Annotated in this window: 14 protein-coding genes; 8 read left to right on the top strand and 6 right to left on the bottom strand. The window is 72.3% G+C overall.

Translation table 11 applies throughout. The annotated features are described in order from the left end of the window. Nucleotides 1–801 precede the first annotated feature (801 nt). Together ABT288_RS31635 and ABT288_RS31630 are read left to right on the top strand one after the other, a co-directional pair. A complete protein-coding gene (locus tag ABT288_RS31635) occupies nucleotides 802–2,223 on the top strand; it encodes a phytoene desaturase family protein (protein ID WP_351614967.1) in 1,422 nt (473 codons plus the stop codon). Further along, nucleotides 2,220–2,732, top strand: coding sequence for an O-acetyl-ADP-ribose deacetylase (locus ABT288_RS31630; protein ID WP_351614964.1), 513 nt, complete (start codon nucleotides 2,220–2,222; stop codon nucleotides 2,730–2,732). Before ABT288_RS31635 ends, ABT288_RS31630 begins: the two co-directional genes overlap by 4 nt. 36 nt (nucleotides 2,733–2,768) lie before the next feature. Here the strand turns inward: ABT288_RS31630 and ABT288_RS31625 are convergent, their stop codons facing one another. Both ABT288_RS31625 and ABT288_RS31620 read right to left on the bottom strand, forming a co-directional pair. Beyond that, on the bottom strand, nucleotides 2,769–4,331 hold the full coding sequence (locus ABT288_RS31625) for an aminotransferase class I/II-fold pyridoxal phosphate-dependent enzyme (RefSeq protein WP_351615010.1): 1,563 nt from the start codon (nucleotides 4,329–4,331) through the stop codon (nucleotides 2,769–2,771). Between the two features lie 111 nt (nucleotides 4,332–4,442). Further along, nucleotides 4,443–5,153: a B3/B4 domain-containing protein gene (locus ABT288_RS31620; protein WP_351614962.1), complete on the bottom strand. Its 711-nt coding sequence runs from the start codon at nucleotides 5,151–5,153 to the stop codon at nucleotides 4,443–4,445. 300 nt (nucleotides 5,154–5,453) lie between these two features. Between ABT288_RS31620 and ABT288_RS31615 the strand changes: the two genes are divergently transcribed. Then, nucleotides 5,454–6,338, top strand: coding sequence for a methylenetetrahydrofolate reductase (locus ABT288_RS31615; RefSeq protein ID WP_351614959.1), 885 nt, complete (start codon nucleotides 5,454–5,456; stop codon nucleotides 6,336–6,338). A gap of 11 nt (nucleotides 6,339–6,349) precedes the next feature. Here ABT288_RS31615 and ABT288_RS31610 read toward each other — a convergent pair whose 3' ends face one another. Then, the gene (locus ABT288_RS31610) at nucleotides 6,350–6,511 is read right to left on the bottom strand and encodes a hypothetical protein (RefSeq protein WP_351614956.1); all 162 of its coding nucleotides are present in this window, start codon (nucleotides 6,509–6,511) and stop codon (nucleotides 6,350–6,352) included. Here ABT288_RS31610 and ABT288_RS31605 point away from each other — a divergent pair. Then, entirely contained in the window at nucleotides 6,510–8,021 is a 1,512-nt protein-coding gene (locus ABT288_RS31605; RefSeq protein WP_351614954.1) for an AlkA N-terminal domain-containing protein, read from the top strand. The genes ABT288_RS31610 and ABT288_RS31605 overlap by 2 nt on opposite strands. 15 nt (nucleotides 8,022–8,036) lie before the next feature. Beyond that, nucleotides 8,037–8,534, top strand: a complete 498-nt coding sequence (locus tag ABT288_RS31600) for a methylated-DNA--[protein]-cysteine S-methyltransferase (RefSeq protein WP_502972869.1) — start codon at nucleotides 8,037–8,039, stop codon at nucleotides 8,532–8,534. On the opposite strand, the gene ABT288_RS31595 is transcribed toward ABT288_RS31600, so the two are convergent. Both ABT288_RS31595 and ABT288_RS31590 read right to left on the bottom strand, forming a co-directional pair. Next, nucleotides 8,531–9,268, bottom strand: a complete 738-nt coding sequence (locus ABT288_RS31595; protein ID WP_351614951.1) for an SIR2 family NAD-dependent protein deacylase — start codon at nucleotides 9,266–9,268, stop codon at nucleotides 8,531–8,533. The two genes, ABT288_RS31600 and ABT288_RS31595, sit on opposite strands and share 4 nt — an antisense overlap. A gap of 663 nt (nucleotides 9,269–9,931) precedes the next feature. Further along, nucleotides 9,932–11,188 carry an IS110 family RNA-guided transposase gene (locus tag ABT288_RS31590; protein ID WP_502972868.1) on the bottom strand — a complete coding sequence of 419 codons (1,257 nt, stop codon included), beginning with the start codon at nucleotides 11,186–11,188 and terminating at the stop codon, nucleotides 9,932–9,934. Nucleotides 11,189–11,515: 327 nt separating this feature from the next. Between ABT288_RS31590 and ABT288_RS31585 the strand changes: the two genes are divergently transcribed. Beyond that, on the top strand, nucleotides 11,516–12,160 hold the full coding sequence (locus tag ABT288_RS31585; protein ID WP_351614947.1) for a CBS domain-containing protein: 645 nt from the start codon (nucleotides 11,516–11,518) through the stop codon (nucleotides 12,158–12,160). A gap of 81 nt (nucleotides 12,161–12,241) precedes the next feature. Here ABT288_RS31585 and ABT288_RS31580 read toward each other — a convergent pair whose 3' ends face one another. After that, nucleotides 12,242–12,535: a hypothetical protein gene (locus ABT288_RS31580; protein ID WP_351614945.1), complete on the bottom strand. Its 294-nt coding sequence runs from the start codon at nucleotides 12,533–12,535 to the stop codon at nucleotides 12,242–12,244. 1,152 nt (nucleotides 12,536–13,687) lie between these two features. Here ABT288_RS31580 and ABT288_RS31570 point away from each other — a divergent pair. Beyond that, complete coding sequence (locus ABT288_RS31570; RefSeq protein WP_351614943.1) at nucleotides 13,688–14,329, top strand: trimeric intracellular cation channel family protein; 642 nt, start codon at nucleotides 13,688–13,690, stop codon at nucleotides 14,327–14,329. A 52-nt stretch (nucleotides 14,330–14,381) separates the two neighbouring features. Further along, nucleotides 14,382–15,659 (top strand): amidohydrolase, encoded by a 1,278-nt coding sequence (locus ABT288_RS31565; RefSeq protein ID WP_351614941.1) that lies wholly within the window; start codon nucleotides 14,382–14,384, stop codon nucleotides 15,657–15,659. The last annotated feature ends 119 nt before the right edge of the window (nucleotides 15,660–15,778 follow it).

The following is a 15,778-nucleotide window of genomic DNA, read 5'->3' as shown; positions in this document are numbered from 1 at the left end:
GGCGAGGCACCCCGTTCCCGCGGGCGCGGGCTGTATCGGAACGCGGCACCGCCGCGTGGGCCGATCGCACTCGCCGACGCCCCCGTGCCGCCCGACCCATCACGGCCACCGGCCCACCTGGCCACCGGGCCACCCGGCCACCCGGCCACCGGCCCACCCGGCCACCGGTCGGGCCGGCCTCCCAGCCCTCCCGGCCCCGGGCTCCCGGGCCTCGGCCTCCCGGCCCCGATCCCCGGCCTCCCGTCCCCGGGTCCCCAGTCCGTGTCCACCCGTCCCCGGGCCCTGGGCTCCCGGCCCCGGCCACCTGGGTCCCTGGCCTCGGTCTCCCGGTCTCTGTCCGCCTGTCCCCGGGCCCTTGGCCCTGGCCGCCTGGGTCCCTGGCCTCGGTCTCCTGGTCCCTGTCCCCGGGCCCCGGGCTCCTGGCCCTGGCCACGTGGGTCCCTGGCCTCGGGCTCACAGTCCGTCTCCACCCGTCCCCGGGCTCCTGGCCCTGGCCGCCTGGGTCCCTGGCTCGGTCTTCCGGTCCCTGTCCGCCCGTCCCTGGGCGCCCGGCCCCGGCCATCCGGGTCTCTGGCCCCGGACCCCCGGACCCGGCCACCCGGCCCCTGCCCCCCGGCTTTGGCTCCCCGAGCCCCGCTCCCCGGGCCCCGCCCCCCGCCTTGGCCCCCGTCCCCGCCCCCAAGCCCCGCCCCCCAAACCCTGCCCCCGGGCCCTTGGCCCCTGGCTCCCGCCCCCCGGCAGTGTCACTCCTCCGGCATATCCTGACCCTGAGTGGCCATCGGCTGACGAAGGGGTCCGAAGGTGCCGTCGATGCTCGATGCGGTTGTGGTGGGTGCGGGACCGAACGGACTGACCGCGGCCGTGGAGCTGGCCCGCCGCGGCTTCTCCGTCGCGCTGTTCGAGGCGAAGTCCACCGTGGGCGGCGGCGCCCGCACCGAGGAACTGACCCTGCCCGGCTTCCGGCACGACCCTTGTTCGGCCGCCCACCCCCTCGGCGTGAACTCACCGGCGTTCCGCGCCCTGCCCCTCGACCGCTACGGCCTTCAGTGGCTGCACTCCGAGCTGCCGATGGCGCATCCCTTCCCCGACGGCACCGCGGCCGTGCTGTCCCGCTCGGTGGCCGAGACGGCCGCCTCCTTCGGACCAAGGGACGCGGGCGCGTACCGCAGACTGGTCGAGCCGTTCCTCGCCCACTGGGACACCCTCGTACGGGACTTCATGTCCCTGCCGCTGACCGCGCTCCCGCGCGACCCCGTCACCCTGGCCCGCTTCGGCCTGGCCGGGCTGCCGCCGTCCACCTGGCTGCTGCGCCGCTTCAAGGACGAGCGGGCCAAGGCCCTGTTCGCCGGCCTGGTCGCCCATGTGATCGCACCGCTGAACGGCCTGGCCACCGGCGCCGTCGGCCTGGTCTTCGCCCTGTCCGCGCACGCCCGCGGCTGGCCGGTGCCCCGCGGCGGCTCCCAGGCCATCTCCGACGCGCTCGCCGCCTACCTGAAGGACCTCGGCGGCGCCGTGCACACCGACTACGAGGTCAAGCGCCTGGACGACCTGCCCCCCGCGCGGGCGTACGTCTTCGACACCTCACCCACCGCGCTGGCCCGCATCGCCGGCTTCGGCGGCCACTACGCGCACTACCGCTACGGCCCGAGCGTCTTCAAGATCGACTACGCGCTGGACGGCCCCGTGCCCTGGACCGCACCCGAGGCCCGCACCGCCACGACCGTGCAGATCGGCGCGAGCAAGGACGAGATCTCCACCGCCCTGCGCGCCGCCTCCCGCGAGGGCCGTGCCCCCGCCCGGCCGTTCCTGATCACCGTGCAGCCCGGCATCGTCGACCCGACCCGCGCCCCCGAGGGCAAACAGGTCTTCTGGGCGTACGGCCATGTCCCGAGCGGCTGGTCCGGCGATCTCACCGACGCCATGGAACGCCAACTGGAGCGCTTCGCCCCCGGGTTCCGCGACCGCGTCCTCGCCCGCGCCGTCGCCGGCCCCGCCGAACTGGCCGCCCACAACGCCAACTACGTCGGCGGCGACATCGCCTGCGGCGCGGCGTCCGGACTCCAGCTGCTGCTGCGCCCCAGACTGTCCCTGTTCCCGTACCACACCCCCCATCCGGCCGTCTTCATCTGCTCCTCGGCCACGCCGCCGGGGCCCGGCGTGCACGGCATGTCGGGGCACAACGCGGCCAAGGCCGTATGGCGAAGACTGAGGCAGCAGACATGACCACCATCACGCTCGTCCAGGGAGACATCACCCGGCAGAGCGCCGACGCGATCGTCAACGCGGCCAACTCCTCCCTCCTCGGCGGCGGAGGAGTCGACGGCGCGATCCACCGGCGCGGCGGCCCCGCCATCCTTCAGGAGTGCCGCGCCCTGCGCGCCTCCCGGTACGGCAAGGGCCTGCCCACCGGCCAGGCGGTCGCCACCACGGCCGGTGAACTCGACGCCCGCTGGGTCATCCACACGGTGGGCCCGGTGTACAGCCAGAGCGAGGACCGCTCCGGCCTGCTCGCCTCCTGCTACCGGGAGTCGCTCAAGGTCGCCGACGAACTCGGCGCCCGCACGGTCGCGTTCCCGGCCGTCTCCACGGGCGTGTACCGGTGGCCGATGGAGGACGCGGCGCGGATCGCCGTGAACACCGTGCGGAACACACCGACGTCGTCCGTCGAAGAGGTGTGCTTCGTCCTCTTCGACGAGCGAGCGTACGACGCGTTCGCCGGCCAAGTCGGCTGACCCGCACCGGGGCTGGTCCCGGCGCGGACCCCTCCGTCAGGACAGTGCGCGCAGCGTCCGGCCGAGGACGGCCACGCCCTGCGCGATGGCTCCCGGCGCGGTCGCCGCGTAGCCGAGGACCAGCCCCTGTGGGCCGGGCAACTGCCGGTGCCAGGACAGCGGTTGGCGCTTCACGCCCCGGGCCAGCGCGGCGGCGGCGAGTTCCGTGTCGGGCACGTCCGCGGTGTACGTGACCGTCAGGTGCAGGCCCGCCGCGGCGCCGTGCACGGTTCCGCCGGGCAGATGCCCGGCGAGCGCGGCGATCATCGCGTCGCGGCGGTCGCGGTGCCGCCGCCGCACCAGCCGTAGGTGCCGCTCCAGCGCCCCGGACTCCATCAGCCCGGCGAGCACCAGCTGCGGCAGCACCGCGTTGCCCAGATCGTTGAACCGCTTGGCGTCGACCAGGTCCGAGCGATAGCGGGACGGCGCCAGCAGCCAGCCGATGCGCAGTGCCGGGGCGAGCAGCTTCGACACGCTGCCCATGTAGCACACCCGGTCGGCCAGCAGCGCCCGCAGCGCCGGGACCGGCGGACGGTCGTAGCGGTGCTCGGCGTCGTAGTCGTCCTCCAGGATCAGCCCGCCGTCCCGGGCCCAGGCCAGCAGCTCACGCCGGCGCTCGCCGCTGGTCACCACGCCGGTCGGGAACTGGTGGGCGGGCGTGAGCAGCACCGCGCGGGCGCCGGTCGCGCGCAGCGCGTCCACCCGCACCCCGTCCGCGTCGACCGGCACCGGCGGGGTCGTCAGGCCCCCGTTGTGCAGGTGCTGACGGGCGCCGAGCGAGCCCGGGTCCTCCACCGCGACGGCGTCGATGCTGTCGCCCCGCAGCACCGGGTGCAGCAGCGTGAGCGCCTGGGCGGTGCCCGCGACGATCAGCACCTCGTCCGGCTCCACCCGCACGCCCCGCATCCGCGCCAGCCACCCGGCGACGGCCAGCCGCAGCGCCGGAGCGCCGCGGGGGTCGCCGTAGCCGAGGTGTTCGGCGGACAGCTCCGCGAGGACGGCACGCTCGGCGCGCAGCCAGGCGGTACGCGGGAAGGTGGTGAGGTCCGGCTTCCCCGGAGTGAGGTCGACGGCGGCCGGGGCGTTGCGCAGCGCGTCGAAGACGTCGGCACCGGGGGCGTGGCGGAAGGGCGCCGCGGGCGGCCCACCGGAGGGCAGCGTGCCGGGGGCGCGCCGGGACGGTGTGCCCGGTGGGTACGGCGACCCGGTCCCGGGCGGGGTTGTGCCGGGCGCCCCGGATGTGCCGGGGAGCGGCCCGCGGAGCGGGGCCCGCACCGGCCCGCTCGGCGCCTCACTCCTGTTCCCGCTCCGGTATCCGGACCCGGCGCCCGCCGGACGGAACGGTGCCGCGACCACCACCGTGCCCCCGCGCCTGCGGCCCTCCACATGGCCGTCCTCGGCGAGCCGGCGGTACGCCTCCGTGATCACCCCGCGCGAGACGCGCAGCTCGGCGGCCAGCACCCGGGTGGGCGGGAGCCTGCTGCCGACCGCCAGCCGGCCGTCCGCTATCGCCTCCCGCAGCCGGCCGGCCAGCCACTCGGCCTTCCCGCCGACGGGCACGTCACCGGCCGCCAGCTGCAGGAAGTCCGAGCCCCGGCCCGTGAGTTCGCCGATCACGGCACACGCACCTCGCTCCTCGTCCACCCCGCCGATGCTGTCACGCACCCGCGCTCAGCCGCCGAACGCGCATTCCGGTACGGCCCGGGTGACCAGGGCCGACTCCGCGACGGCTCCGGCGGCTCCCCAGTGCGCCGCCACCTCCTCCTCGACCGTCCTCAGCAGCTCGGGCACGCTCTCCGCCCCGCCGTCGTGCATCGCCTCCGCCACCACCAGCACCCGCCGGGTGTGCTGGCCGACCGCCGAGTGGCCGCTCTGCCGGTGGGTCCAGCGCCGGGCGTGCGCGCGGCCCGCGGAGTCGACGAAGGTCACCTCGCCGGGCGCGGGATGCTCCACGCCCCCGCCGAACGCCGTGTACGTCTCGTCGCCGCCGGCCGGGCGCACCTCCAGCAGCGGCCCGGCGATCCGGTCCACGTCCAGGACCGCCACCGGGATCGCGTACGCCACCGACAGCGCGTTGCACAGGTCTACCAGCGGATGGATGCGCGGCAGTGTCCCCTCCTTGCGCAGCCGCCGCAGCAGCGACTCCGAGGCACACCGGTACTGCGTGGGCTTCACTCCCATCCGGCTGAACGTCCGCCGCCAGGCCAGCACCTCGGGGAACTCGCCCTCGGTGGCGCCGCCCAGCCGGGCCAGGGCGCGTGCGGTGTACTCAGCCGCGCGCGGCCCGGTGTCCACGCCGGGGCCGACGCCGCTGACGTACAGCGCGCCGGAGGCCAGTTCGGGGAACGCGGCCCAGATGGTGTCCGCGTGCCGGAATCGCATGGTCAGGGACCTCCTCGGGTTCGGGAGCACCACTCTGCCGCTGTCATGGTCCCCTTGCCAGGGCCAAAGCAGGCCCGCGTCACCGGTCCATAACCGCGGCACGTGCACCGGAACCGGCCCGGGAGCGACAGACGACGTACGGGCGCGCGTCGCGCAAGCCCGCGCCGTGAAAGGAATCCGCCCCGTACATGCGCGGCCCTCCCGAGCGGCGGCCCGCCCCGGCCGACCCCGGGCAAAGACCCCCGTCGCCCGCGTGACATCATCGGCCGGGGTCCTGCACGCCGTCGTACGAGGAGCACGATGAACCCCGCTCTCACCGTCACCCCGGCGGTCGGTGCCGCACTGCTGGACGACTTCTCGCTGGAGATGACCGGCAAGGACGTGGCCCGCCTGGAGGAGGCGCACGGCGGCATCCCGCGGGGCACCCGGATCAACATCACCTTCCTCGCCGGGGAGGACCTCGGCATGCGGCTGGCGGCCGCCCGCGCGGTCAAGCGGCTCGGCTTCGTCCCCGTCCCGCACATCTCCGCCCGCAGGCTGCCCTCCCGCGCCGCCCTGGAGGAGTTCCTGTCCGGGCTGGCCGAGGACGGCACCGCCGAGAACGTCTTCGTCGTCGGCGGCGACCCCGCCCGCCCCGAGGGCCCCTACGCGGACGCCCTCGCCGTCCTGCGCACCGGCCTGCTCCAGCGTTATGGCGTCCGGCACATCGGCATCAGCGGCTACCCCGAGGGTCACCCCGCGATTGCCGACGGCACCCTGTGGTCCGCGCTCACCGACAAGGCGGCCGCCATCGGGGCGCACCGGTTCGGCGGCGATGTCATCACCCAGTTCGGCTTCGACGTCGACCCCGTCCTCAGCTGGCTGGAGGCCGCCCGCGTCCGGGGCGTGCACCTGCCCGTCCGCATCGGCGTGCCCGGACCGGCGGGCGCACGCCGGCTGCTCGGCTACGCCACCCGGTTCGGCGTCGCCACCAGCGCCTCCGTCGCCCGCAAGTACGGCTTCTCGCTGACCAACCTCATGGGTACGACCGGCCCAGACCGCTTCCTGCACGCGCTCGCCCACCGCTACGACCCCGAACGGCACGGCGCGGTGAAGGTGCACTTCTACACGTTCGGCGGGCTCCGCACCACCGCCGAGTGGATCGACGCGTTCCGCCAGACCACCCTCAGGACGTCCGCCCGGTGAGACGGCGGGGGTCAGGTCCCCGTCGTCGGCGGGGCCCAGCCGGTGCGGGTGTGCTGGGCCGCCCAGGGGCCCAGCCCGAACACCGCGGCGATCGGCACCTCAGCAGGCCGGCGAACGCTGGTGTCGGATTTCCGCCAGCGGTCGCCGCACCGGGTGGCGGATGCTGGACGCATGCAGACAGCGACGCACCTCGACCGGGAGCACTGCGTACGCGCCGTGCAGTCCAAGGACGCGCGGTTCGACGGGTGGTTCTTCACGGCCGTCCTGACCACCCGGATCTACTGCCGGCCCAGCTGTCCCGTCGTGCCGCCCAAGCCGGAGAACATGACGTTCTACCCGAGCGCGGCCGCCTGCCAGCAGGCCGGGTTCCGGGCCTGCAAGCGCTGCCGCCCGGACACCAGCCCCGGCTCCCCGGAGTGGAACCAGCGCGCCGACCTGGTGGCCCGCGCCATGCGGCTCATCGCCGACGGGGTCGTGGACCGCGAGGGCGTGCCCGGACTCGCCGACCGGCTCGGCTACAGCACCCGCCAGGTGGAGCGGCAGCTGCTCGCCGAACTCGGCGCGGGCCCCCTCGCGCTCGCCCGCGCCCAGCGCGCCCAGACCGCACGGCTGCTCATCGAGACCACCCCGCTGCCCATGGCGGAGATCGCCTTCGCGGCCGGCTTCTCCTCCATCCGCACCTTCAACGACACCGTCCGCGAGGTCTTCGCCCTGACCCCGAGCGAGCTGCGCGCCCGTGCGCCGCGGTCCGGGGCCGGCACGCCGGGCGTGCTGAGCCTGCGGCTGCCGTTCCGTGCCCCGCTCAACCCGTCCAACCTCTTCGGCCACCTCGCCGCCACCGCCGTACCCGGCGTCGAGGAATGGCTCCCCCACGGCCTGAACGGCGTGGGAGGTACCCCCACCGGCGCGTACCGGCGCACGCTGCGCCTGCCGTACGGCCACGGGATCGTCTCGCTCACGCCGTGCCCCGACCACATCGCCTGCCGCCTCACCCTCAGCGATCTGCGCGACCTGCCCGTGGCGATCAGCCGCTGCCGCCGCATGCTCGACCTGGACGCCGACCCCGTCGCCGTCGACGACCGGCTGCGCACCGACCCGCTGCTCGCGCCGCTGGTCGACAAGGCGCCCGGCCGCAGGGTGCCGCGCACGGTCGACGAAGCCGAGTTCGCCGTGCGCGCCGTACTCGGGCAGCAGGTCTCCACGGCCGCCGCCCGTACCCACGCGGCCCGCCTGGTCACCGCGCACGGCAAGCCCCTCGACGACCCCGAGGGCGGCCTCACCCACCTCTTCCCCTCTCCCGAAGCCCTCGCCGCCGTGGACCCCGAGACCCTGGCGATGCCCCGCACGCGGCGCACCACCTTCACCACCCTGGTCCGCGAACTCGCCGACGGCACACTCCACTTGGGAGTCGAGTCCGACTGGGCGGAAGCCCGCGCCCGTCTCCTCTCCCTGCCCGGCTTCGGGCCGTGGACGGTCGACGTCATCGCCATGCGCGCCCTCGGCGACCCCGACGCCTTCCTCCCCACGGACCTCGGCATCCGGCGCGCGGCGCGGGAGCTGGGCCTTCCCTCCACCCCCGCCGCGCTCACCACCCGCGCCGAGGCATGGCGGCCCTGGCGGGCGTATGCCGTGCAGTACCTGTGGGCGACCGACGGTCACCCGATCAACTTCCTGCCCGTGTAAGAAGGTTCCCCCGTGATGTCCCACACCGTGATCGACAGCCCGTACGGCCCGCTCACCCTGGTCGCCGACGCCGACGGCACCCTGTGCGGCCTCTACATGGCCGGCCAGCGACACCGCCCGCCCGAGGAGAACTTCGGCCCCCGGGACGACAGCCTGCCCTCCTTCGCCGCGGCGCGGGAGCAGCTGACGTCCTACTTCGCGGGCGAGTTGAAGCAGTTCACCCTCGAACTCGCCCTGCAGGGAACCCCGTTCCAGCGCAGTGTCTGGGAACAGCTCACCCGTATCCCCTACGGCGAGACCCGCACCTACGGCCGGCTCGCCGACGCCCTCGGCAGCCCCCAGGCCTCCCGCGCGGTCGGCCTCGCCAACGGCCGCAACCCCGTCGGCATCATCGTCCCCTGCCACCGCGTGATCGGCTCCGACGGCAGCCTCACCGGCTACGGCGGCGGCCTGGACCGCAAACGCCGCCTCCTGGACTTCGAACGTGCGGCCGCTGTCGGGCACGGGTCCTAAGGGGCGCCCTCGGCGCTGAACCGGTGCAGCAGTTCGGGCAGGGCGGTGCCGATGGGCTCGCGGATCACCTCGTCGGCGCGGTCGTCGTACGGTGTCGGCTCGGCGTTGACGATGATGAGCCGGGCTCCGTTGTCGGCGGCGACCCCGACCAGGCCGGCGGCGGGCTGCACCTGCAGGCTGCTGCCGACGGCGACGAACACGGTGCACGCCTTGGTGATCGACACCGCCTCGCCCAGGACGACCGGGTCCAGCCGCTCGCCGAACATCACGGTCGCGGACTTGAGGATGCCCCCGCACGCCAGACAGGCCGGGTCGTCCTCACCTGCCTCGACGCGGGCGAGAGCGTCCTCCATCGGTCCGCGCGCGTGGCACCGGGTGCACACGACACTGCGTGCGCTGCCGTGCAGTTCGAGCACTTTGCGGGCGGGCATGCCGGCGAGCTGATGCAGTCCGTCTACGTTCTGCGTGATGACCCGGACCGGGATGCCGGACTGCTCCAGCTCGGCGACGGCTCGGTGCGCGGCGTTCGGCTGGGCGTGGAGCGCGCGGTTCTTCCGACGCATCTGCCAGGACCGCCGACGGATCTCCGGATCGCCCATGTAGGGCTCGTACGTGACGAGCTTCTCGGCTTCCGGATCCCGCCGCCACAGCCCGTTCGGACCCCGATAATCAGGGATCCCTGAATCGGTGGAGATGCCTGCGCCACTGAGTATGGCCACGAGAGGGCTGTTCATGGACCGAGAGTAGGACGCCTGCATCGCCGGGGCGAACGGGTATCGGGTGAGCCCCTTGGTCGTCGGTGGTGCTGGTCGACGAGATCGACTGCGCTGTCTGCCCGCAGATGGATACTTGGGTACAAGTAGGCCCGACCGGCAAGAAGTTGCTGCCGCTGACGGTCAAGAACGCAGGTCAAGCGCCCGCCTCGAGTGATCACGCGCACTGACGTGAGCGAGGCACTCGATCGGGTGATGGAGGCGCTGGCGGGGGCAAGCGAGGAGGAGGTAGCGGCTGCGCTGACTGCTGCCGGCTCTTCTGGTCGTCGCCGCTCGGCCCCGAAGCGCAGTCTTCGCACGCCCTTGCCGGAGCCTGCGGGTTCCTCGAATGTCTGCTCAGAGGTGGAATCGGTCTGAGCTCGCTACGGCTGAGTTACGACATTCTTCGCTAGTTTCAAGACACCCGGCTACGCTCCTGCCTTCGGCCCGCTCCGCCCGCGCTGTGCCGACGCGCGTCCACATGCGGATAGGGCCAGTGGCCATGAGTCGGGCACCGCATAGTGCGGCTTCGCGGTCGAGGCGATGCCTCTGGCGGGGGGCGGCCGGCACAGGGATGGCGGGGGCGCCGTTCTCCACTGCGGGCCCGTAGTGGCGTGCGCGGGGGGGGTGCCCCTATGGGTTTCGTCAGCCCGTGGGGGCGGGTTGGGGGTCGTAGAAGGTGCCGTCGCGGAGCATCGCGAAGAGCACGTCGGCTCGGCGTCTTGCGAGGCAGAGGAGGGCTTGGGTGTGGTGCTTTCCCTGGGCGATCTTCTTGTCGTAGTAGGCGCGGGAGGCCGGGTCGGTCAGGGCCGCGAATGCGGAGAGGAAGAAGGCTCGTTTGAGCTGCTTGTTTCCTCTCCGGGAGGGTTGTTCTCCGCGGATCGAGGATCCGGAGCTTCGGGTCGCCGGGGCGAGCCCGACGTAGGCCGCGAGGTGGGCGGCGGACGGAAAACTGCTGCCATCGCCGACGTCGATGAGGATCCTGGCTCCGGTCCTGACCCCGATCCCGGGCATGGAGGTCAGGACCTTGGAAAGAGGGTGGGCCTCCAGCAGTTCCTCGATCCGGGCGGCGAGGAGTTTGCGCTGGTCGAGCACCGATTTCAGCTGATTGGCGAGGCTGGGGACGATCAGCGCGGCCGCGTCTGTGCCGGGAACGACGACGGTCTGTTCGTCGAGCGCGGTGAAGACGTCGTCGACCAGGCGCTCGGCCATCCGCGGGGCTTTGGCCCGTATCAGATTGACCAGCCTGCGGCGTCCGGCCTTTCTCAACTGGGCGGGCGAGCCGAACTGGTCGAGCATCAGCAGCACGGCCGGGTGCTGGATGCGTGGGCCCAGGACTCGCTCCAGCGAGGGATGGATCTGGGTGAGCAGGCCGCGCAGCCGGTTGCTGATGCGGGTCGCCTCGCCGGCGAGGTCGTCGTCGAAGCCCGCGATCATCTCCAGCTCGGCGACGGTCTCGTCTTCCAGCTCGAGGGCGCGGAGCGTGTGCGGCATGGCGCGGGCGGCGTCCGCGATGATGAACGCGTCGCGGGCATCCGTCTTGGCTTCGCCGGGGTAGAGATCGGCGATCCGCCGCATGGTCAGGCCCGGCAGATAGGCCACCTGGCAGCCGGCATCCCGGGCGACGGCCAGGGGCAGGGCGCCGATGGAGGCGGGCTGGTCGACGACCACGAGCACGGTGCCGTGGTTGGCCTGCAGCTTCTCGAAGAGTTCCCGCAGCTTGGGTTCGCTGTTGGGTAGCCGCTTGTCGAAGGCTTTCTTCCCTGCCGGGGTGACGGCGGTGGCGTGGTGTTCGCCCTTGCCGACGTCCAGGCCGAGGAAGGCGCCGATGTCACTGGTGTCGATCACGTGCGTCCTCCGGTCGAGCGTCCCGGCCTCACCTGCGGCACCAGCTGCCGGCATCCACATTACGAAGAGCCTCCCAAGTCCCTGGCGGGAACCGGTGGTCATGCCCCTAATCAGCGGTCTGCCAGTGCCTCCGGGACCGGTGACACCACCCCCCAGATCATGGTCAACAGGGGGGACCAGTCATTCCGGGCCCGGAGGCCGGGAACCCCATTGCGGGGCCGATCAAGAAGGAAATGGGGGGATCGCTGGCCCTCCCCGCCAGGTCGAACGCACTGGTCACCGGAGCGGGGCGGTGTTGTCATGGGTAGGGAGACGGGCCTGGACGAGCGGCCGCGAAGGCCGGGGCGCCGCGCCGTCGCGAAGCGGAGGAGGCTGGATGCCATGCTGCACCGCCGCACGGTCGGCGACGTGATGACCGAAGAAGTCATCACCCTCCACACCGACACACCGTTCCACGAGATCGCCTCCCTGCTGGACGCGAACGACATCGCCGCGGCCCCGGTCATCGATGACGAGGGCGTCCCCATCGGCGTCGTGTCCGCGTCCGACGTGCTGCGGCACGAGACCGGCATGCCCGATCCGCAGGGGCGGGACGGGAATGACGAGCGCGCGTGGGGCAAGGCTCGGGCCCGGACCGCGGGCGCGCTCATGAGCAGCCCTGTCTTCACCGCCCGTGCCGACTGGACGATCCCCCGGGCCGCGCGGGAACTCCACAGGCGGCACGTCAAGCAACTGCCGGTCGTCGGCGACCACGGGCTTCTGACCGGCATCGTCAGCCGTAGCGACCTACTGACCGCCTTCATCCGCTCCGACGTTGAAATCCGCGGCGAGGTCGAGCGGGACGTCCTGGGGCGCATCCTCAGCCTGGAAGAGGGCACCGTAGCGGTCGAGGTCCGGGACGGTGCCGTTACCCTGCGGGGTCACGTCCCGGAATCGCGTCTTGTGCCGGTGGTCGTGGGCCTGTGCCAGGGCGTCGACGGTGTCGTCGCCGTGGATGCCCACCTCGCGGCCGCCCGGGCGGACTAGGGCCTGCCCAGCGGATCATGTGACCATCGACTCGACGACCGGGCCGGTATCCCGGCAGTGCGCGGATCCGGCCGCGATTGGTCACTTTCCGTCGACGCCGGGCTGGATCTCCAGCGTGAAGACCGCGTCCTCGGGGCCAGTGCCTTCTTCGCCCGCCCACACGATCACGCGCACGTGCTGCTCGCTGATGCCGTTTACCTTCCACTCGGTCACAAGGTCGGAGACGACGAGGGCGGCGACGTATTTGGCATCCTCGCTCCGGGACTCGGTGGTGACTCTTCCCCGCCACCGGTGGGAAGGGCCGCCGTGGGGGCGCCAGCCGTGCGAGCCGTGTGGCTCCTCCACTCGGTACGCCCACACCCTCTCGGTGCCCATGGCACCGATCCTGTCACCAAGGAGCCCTCATGCGCCGGATCGGATCGACGCCCGCCGAGCGGGGCAGTGCGACGGGGCGGTCCTGTCCGGACCTCATCGAGGCCGACGACGGGGACTTCCTCGTGATCGGGAAGCTCGCCTGGCTCAGCTTCCGCGACGGCACGGCGGGTCGTCGCCGCAGGGGGCGGCTTCTACGCGGCCGACTGCTGCCACCACCAGCAGTGCCTCGACAAGAATCCTCCCGAGCACTGCGGGCTGGGCGAGATCGGCGTCTCGTGCCCGATCGGCGTGCGGCGTCTGCCCGCAGATGGATACTTGGGTACAAGTAGGCCCGACTTGCAAGAAGTTGCTGCCGCTGACGGTCAAGAACGCTGGTCAGGCGCCCGCTTCGAGTGGTCACGAGCACTGACGTGAGCGAGGCACTCGATCGGGTGATGGAGGCGCTGGCGGGGGCGAGTGAGGACGAGGTGGCGGCTGCGCTGGCTGCGGCCGGCGCTTCGGTCCCTCGCTCGTCAGCGCCGTTGGCGCCCTCCCGCACTCCGCTGCCGAGCCCAAGGCGCGCCTCGCGGATCGTCTCCGAGGTGGAGTGGGTTTGAGGTCCGTACCAGCTTGTCGAACCTCCGCCGAACTGGCCGGCAACAGCGCGTAGGAGGTCTCGTTGGCGGGTTGCTGAAGCTGCCAAGCTCGGCAAGGTTGAGGAGCCAAGCAGAAGATCGGATACCGGCCGCCGTCGTGGAGAATTCGCAGGCGGTCATCCTCGCAGTCGGCGATGACACCGGGGCGGTCCCTCGAACGTGACCCGCATGCCGCCGTGCACGGTCAGTCCGTAGCTGGTGCGGATGCGCTCGTTTGAGGGGCCGGCTGGAATCCCAGTCGATCCGTTGGGCCGTCTGGGTGCCTGGTGTGGAAATGATGGCCGCTCGTTGAAACCGACCACTCCCTGCTCGGGGGTGACCTGCTCAGTCGATCTCCTCACCCATACGGCACCTGACCTGTGAGCGGACGCCACAGTCGCAGTCCGGCTGGCCAGTGGTTGGAGAAGCTGCCTCGCATGCCATGCCCGGCGGGCACGTAGCGCCTTTGGCTGCTTCGATGGCGGAAGTGTGAAGGGAGACGCTGGTGTCTGTGGCCCGGTCGTTGTCGCCTGAGAGCGTGACCGAGCTGACCCGGGCGCTGGACCTGAGCGGGGTGTTCGCCAACGGCACGCTCGGCGGGGTGCTGGCCCGGGCCAGTCGTCTGGATCTGTTCGGCTTCCTGGTCATCGGCATCGTCTCCGGCCTGGGCGGTGGAATCCTCCGCGACACCCTGTTGCAGCACGGCACGCCCGTGGCCTTGACCGACTACACCTATCTCACGGTCGCCACTGCCGGCACCCTGCTGGCTTTCGTAGCCGATCTGAGCCGCCACACGTCCGGTTGGGCCTTCAACCTCCTGGATGCCTCGGCGCTGAGCGTCTGGGCGGTCGCCGGGGCGCAGAAGACGCTCGCTGTCGGCCTGGGCTGGCTGCCGGCCGTGCTCCTGGGCACCATCACAGCGGTCGGCGGCGGGGCGATCCGGGACCTGCTGCTCGCGCGGACCCCTTCCGTCTTCGGCGGCACGCCGTTGTACGCGACCGTCGCGATCGTGGTGAGCGCGGTGATGGTGGTCTGCAGCCGGTTCGGCGCATCCACCGTAGGCGTACTGGCCGGAATCACGGTTGGCATCTCGCTGCGGCTGGCCGCATTCCACTGGGGCTGGAAGCTGCCGGGCAGCCGCGACTGGCGGCCGGGGTCGACCAAGGACCGGGATCCCTGACATGAACGGGCGCTGCGATCACCCACCGATAGGGAGGAAGGAGTACACAGCCATGACGCCCAAGGACACCGCGGATGCTGTCCTGGCCGGGCTCGGTGACATCCGCTCCGAGCTTGAAAAGGTCTACAAGGACCTGCACGCCCACCCCGAGCTGGGACACCAGGAGCACCGCACCGCGACCCAGGTGGCGGAACGCCTGAGAAACTGTGGCTACCAGGTGCACAAGGGGATCGGCGGCACCGGTGTGATCGGTGTGCTGGCCAACGGAGAGGGCCCGACCGTTTTGCTGCGGGCCGACATGGACGCTCTGCCGGTCCTTGAGGAGACCGGTCTGACCTACGCCAGCACAGCCGAAGCCACGGACGCTTCCGGCCGCCGGGTGCCCGTGGCGCATGCCTGCGGTCACGACATGCACGTCACCTGCCTGTTGGGGGCTGCGCGGCTCATGGCCGCCGCGACGGGGGCGTGGCAGGGCACGCTGGTGGCCTTGTTCCAGCCTGCCGAGGAGCCGGGGGACGGTGCTGACCGGATGCTCGCCGACGGGCTGACCGACCGTGTTCCTCGCCCGGACGTCGCCTTCGCCCAGCATGTGCTTCCCTATCCGGCTGGGCAGGTCGGCACGCGCGCCGGGTCCTTTCTCTCCGCGGCGGACAATGTGAAGATCACTGTCCATGGCCGGGGCGCTCACGGCTCGGCACCCCAGGCCGCCATCGACCCCGTGGTGATCGCCTCGATGATCGTCGTCCGGCTCCAGACCATTGTCTCGCGCGAGCTGGCCGCCACCCAGCCGGTCGTGGTCACGGTGGGCTCCGTCCAGGCGGGCTCGAGCGGCAACGTGATTCCGGAGTCGGCCGAACTGCTGGTGAACGTGCGCACGTACGACGACGAGACCCGGCGGGCCGTCCTGGCAGCCGTGCGGCGCATCGTCCATGCCGAGTGTGACGCCTCCGGGGCGATTCGCGCGCCGCAGATCGAGGAGGGCACCCGCTTTCCGCCGACTGTCAACGACGACGTGGTGACCCGCGAGGTCTCCGCCGCTTTCGCCGCGATGTTCGGAGAGCGCGCGGTCACTGTCGAGCTGCAGAGCGCTAGCGAGGACTTCAGTCGGATCCCGGACGCCTTCGGCGCCCCGTACACCTACTGGGCCCTGGGCTGTGTGGATCCGGACGCCTACCAGGCCGCCCGGCAACGCGGCACCGTGGCCCAGGACATCTCCGTCAACCACAGCCCCCGCTTCGCACCGGTCCTGCAGCCCACACTGGACACCGGCGTCCAGGCCCTCGTCACAGCCGCACTCACCCACCTCGGGGAACCGACTCGCACGAGCTGATGAGCTTCCGGCCGGTTCGCCTCTGATCCGCAGCACAGCAGCAATCGACCGCCTCGCGGCGCCCGCGCGGGTTGCACGGCTGTGGTTCTCGACGCCCACTGTGCCGGCGCCGAAGAACG

It is taken from the genome of Streptomyces sp. NPDC001093, from assembly GCF_040298985.1.
Taxonomy (GTDB): domain Bacteria; phylum Actinomycetota; class Actinomycetes; order Streptomycetales; family Streptomycetaceae; genus Streptomyces.
The sequence above is the reverse complement of the archived record's forward strand: the minus strand, read 5'-3'. Positions and strand labels throughout refer to the sequence as shown.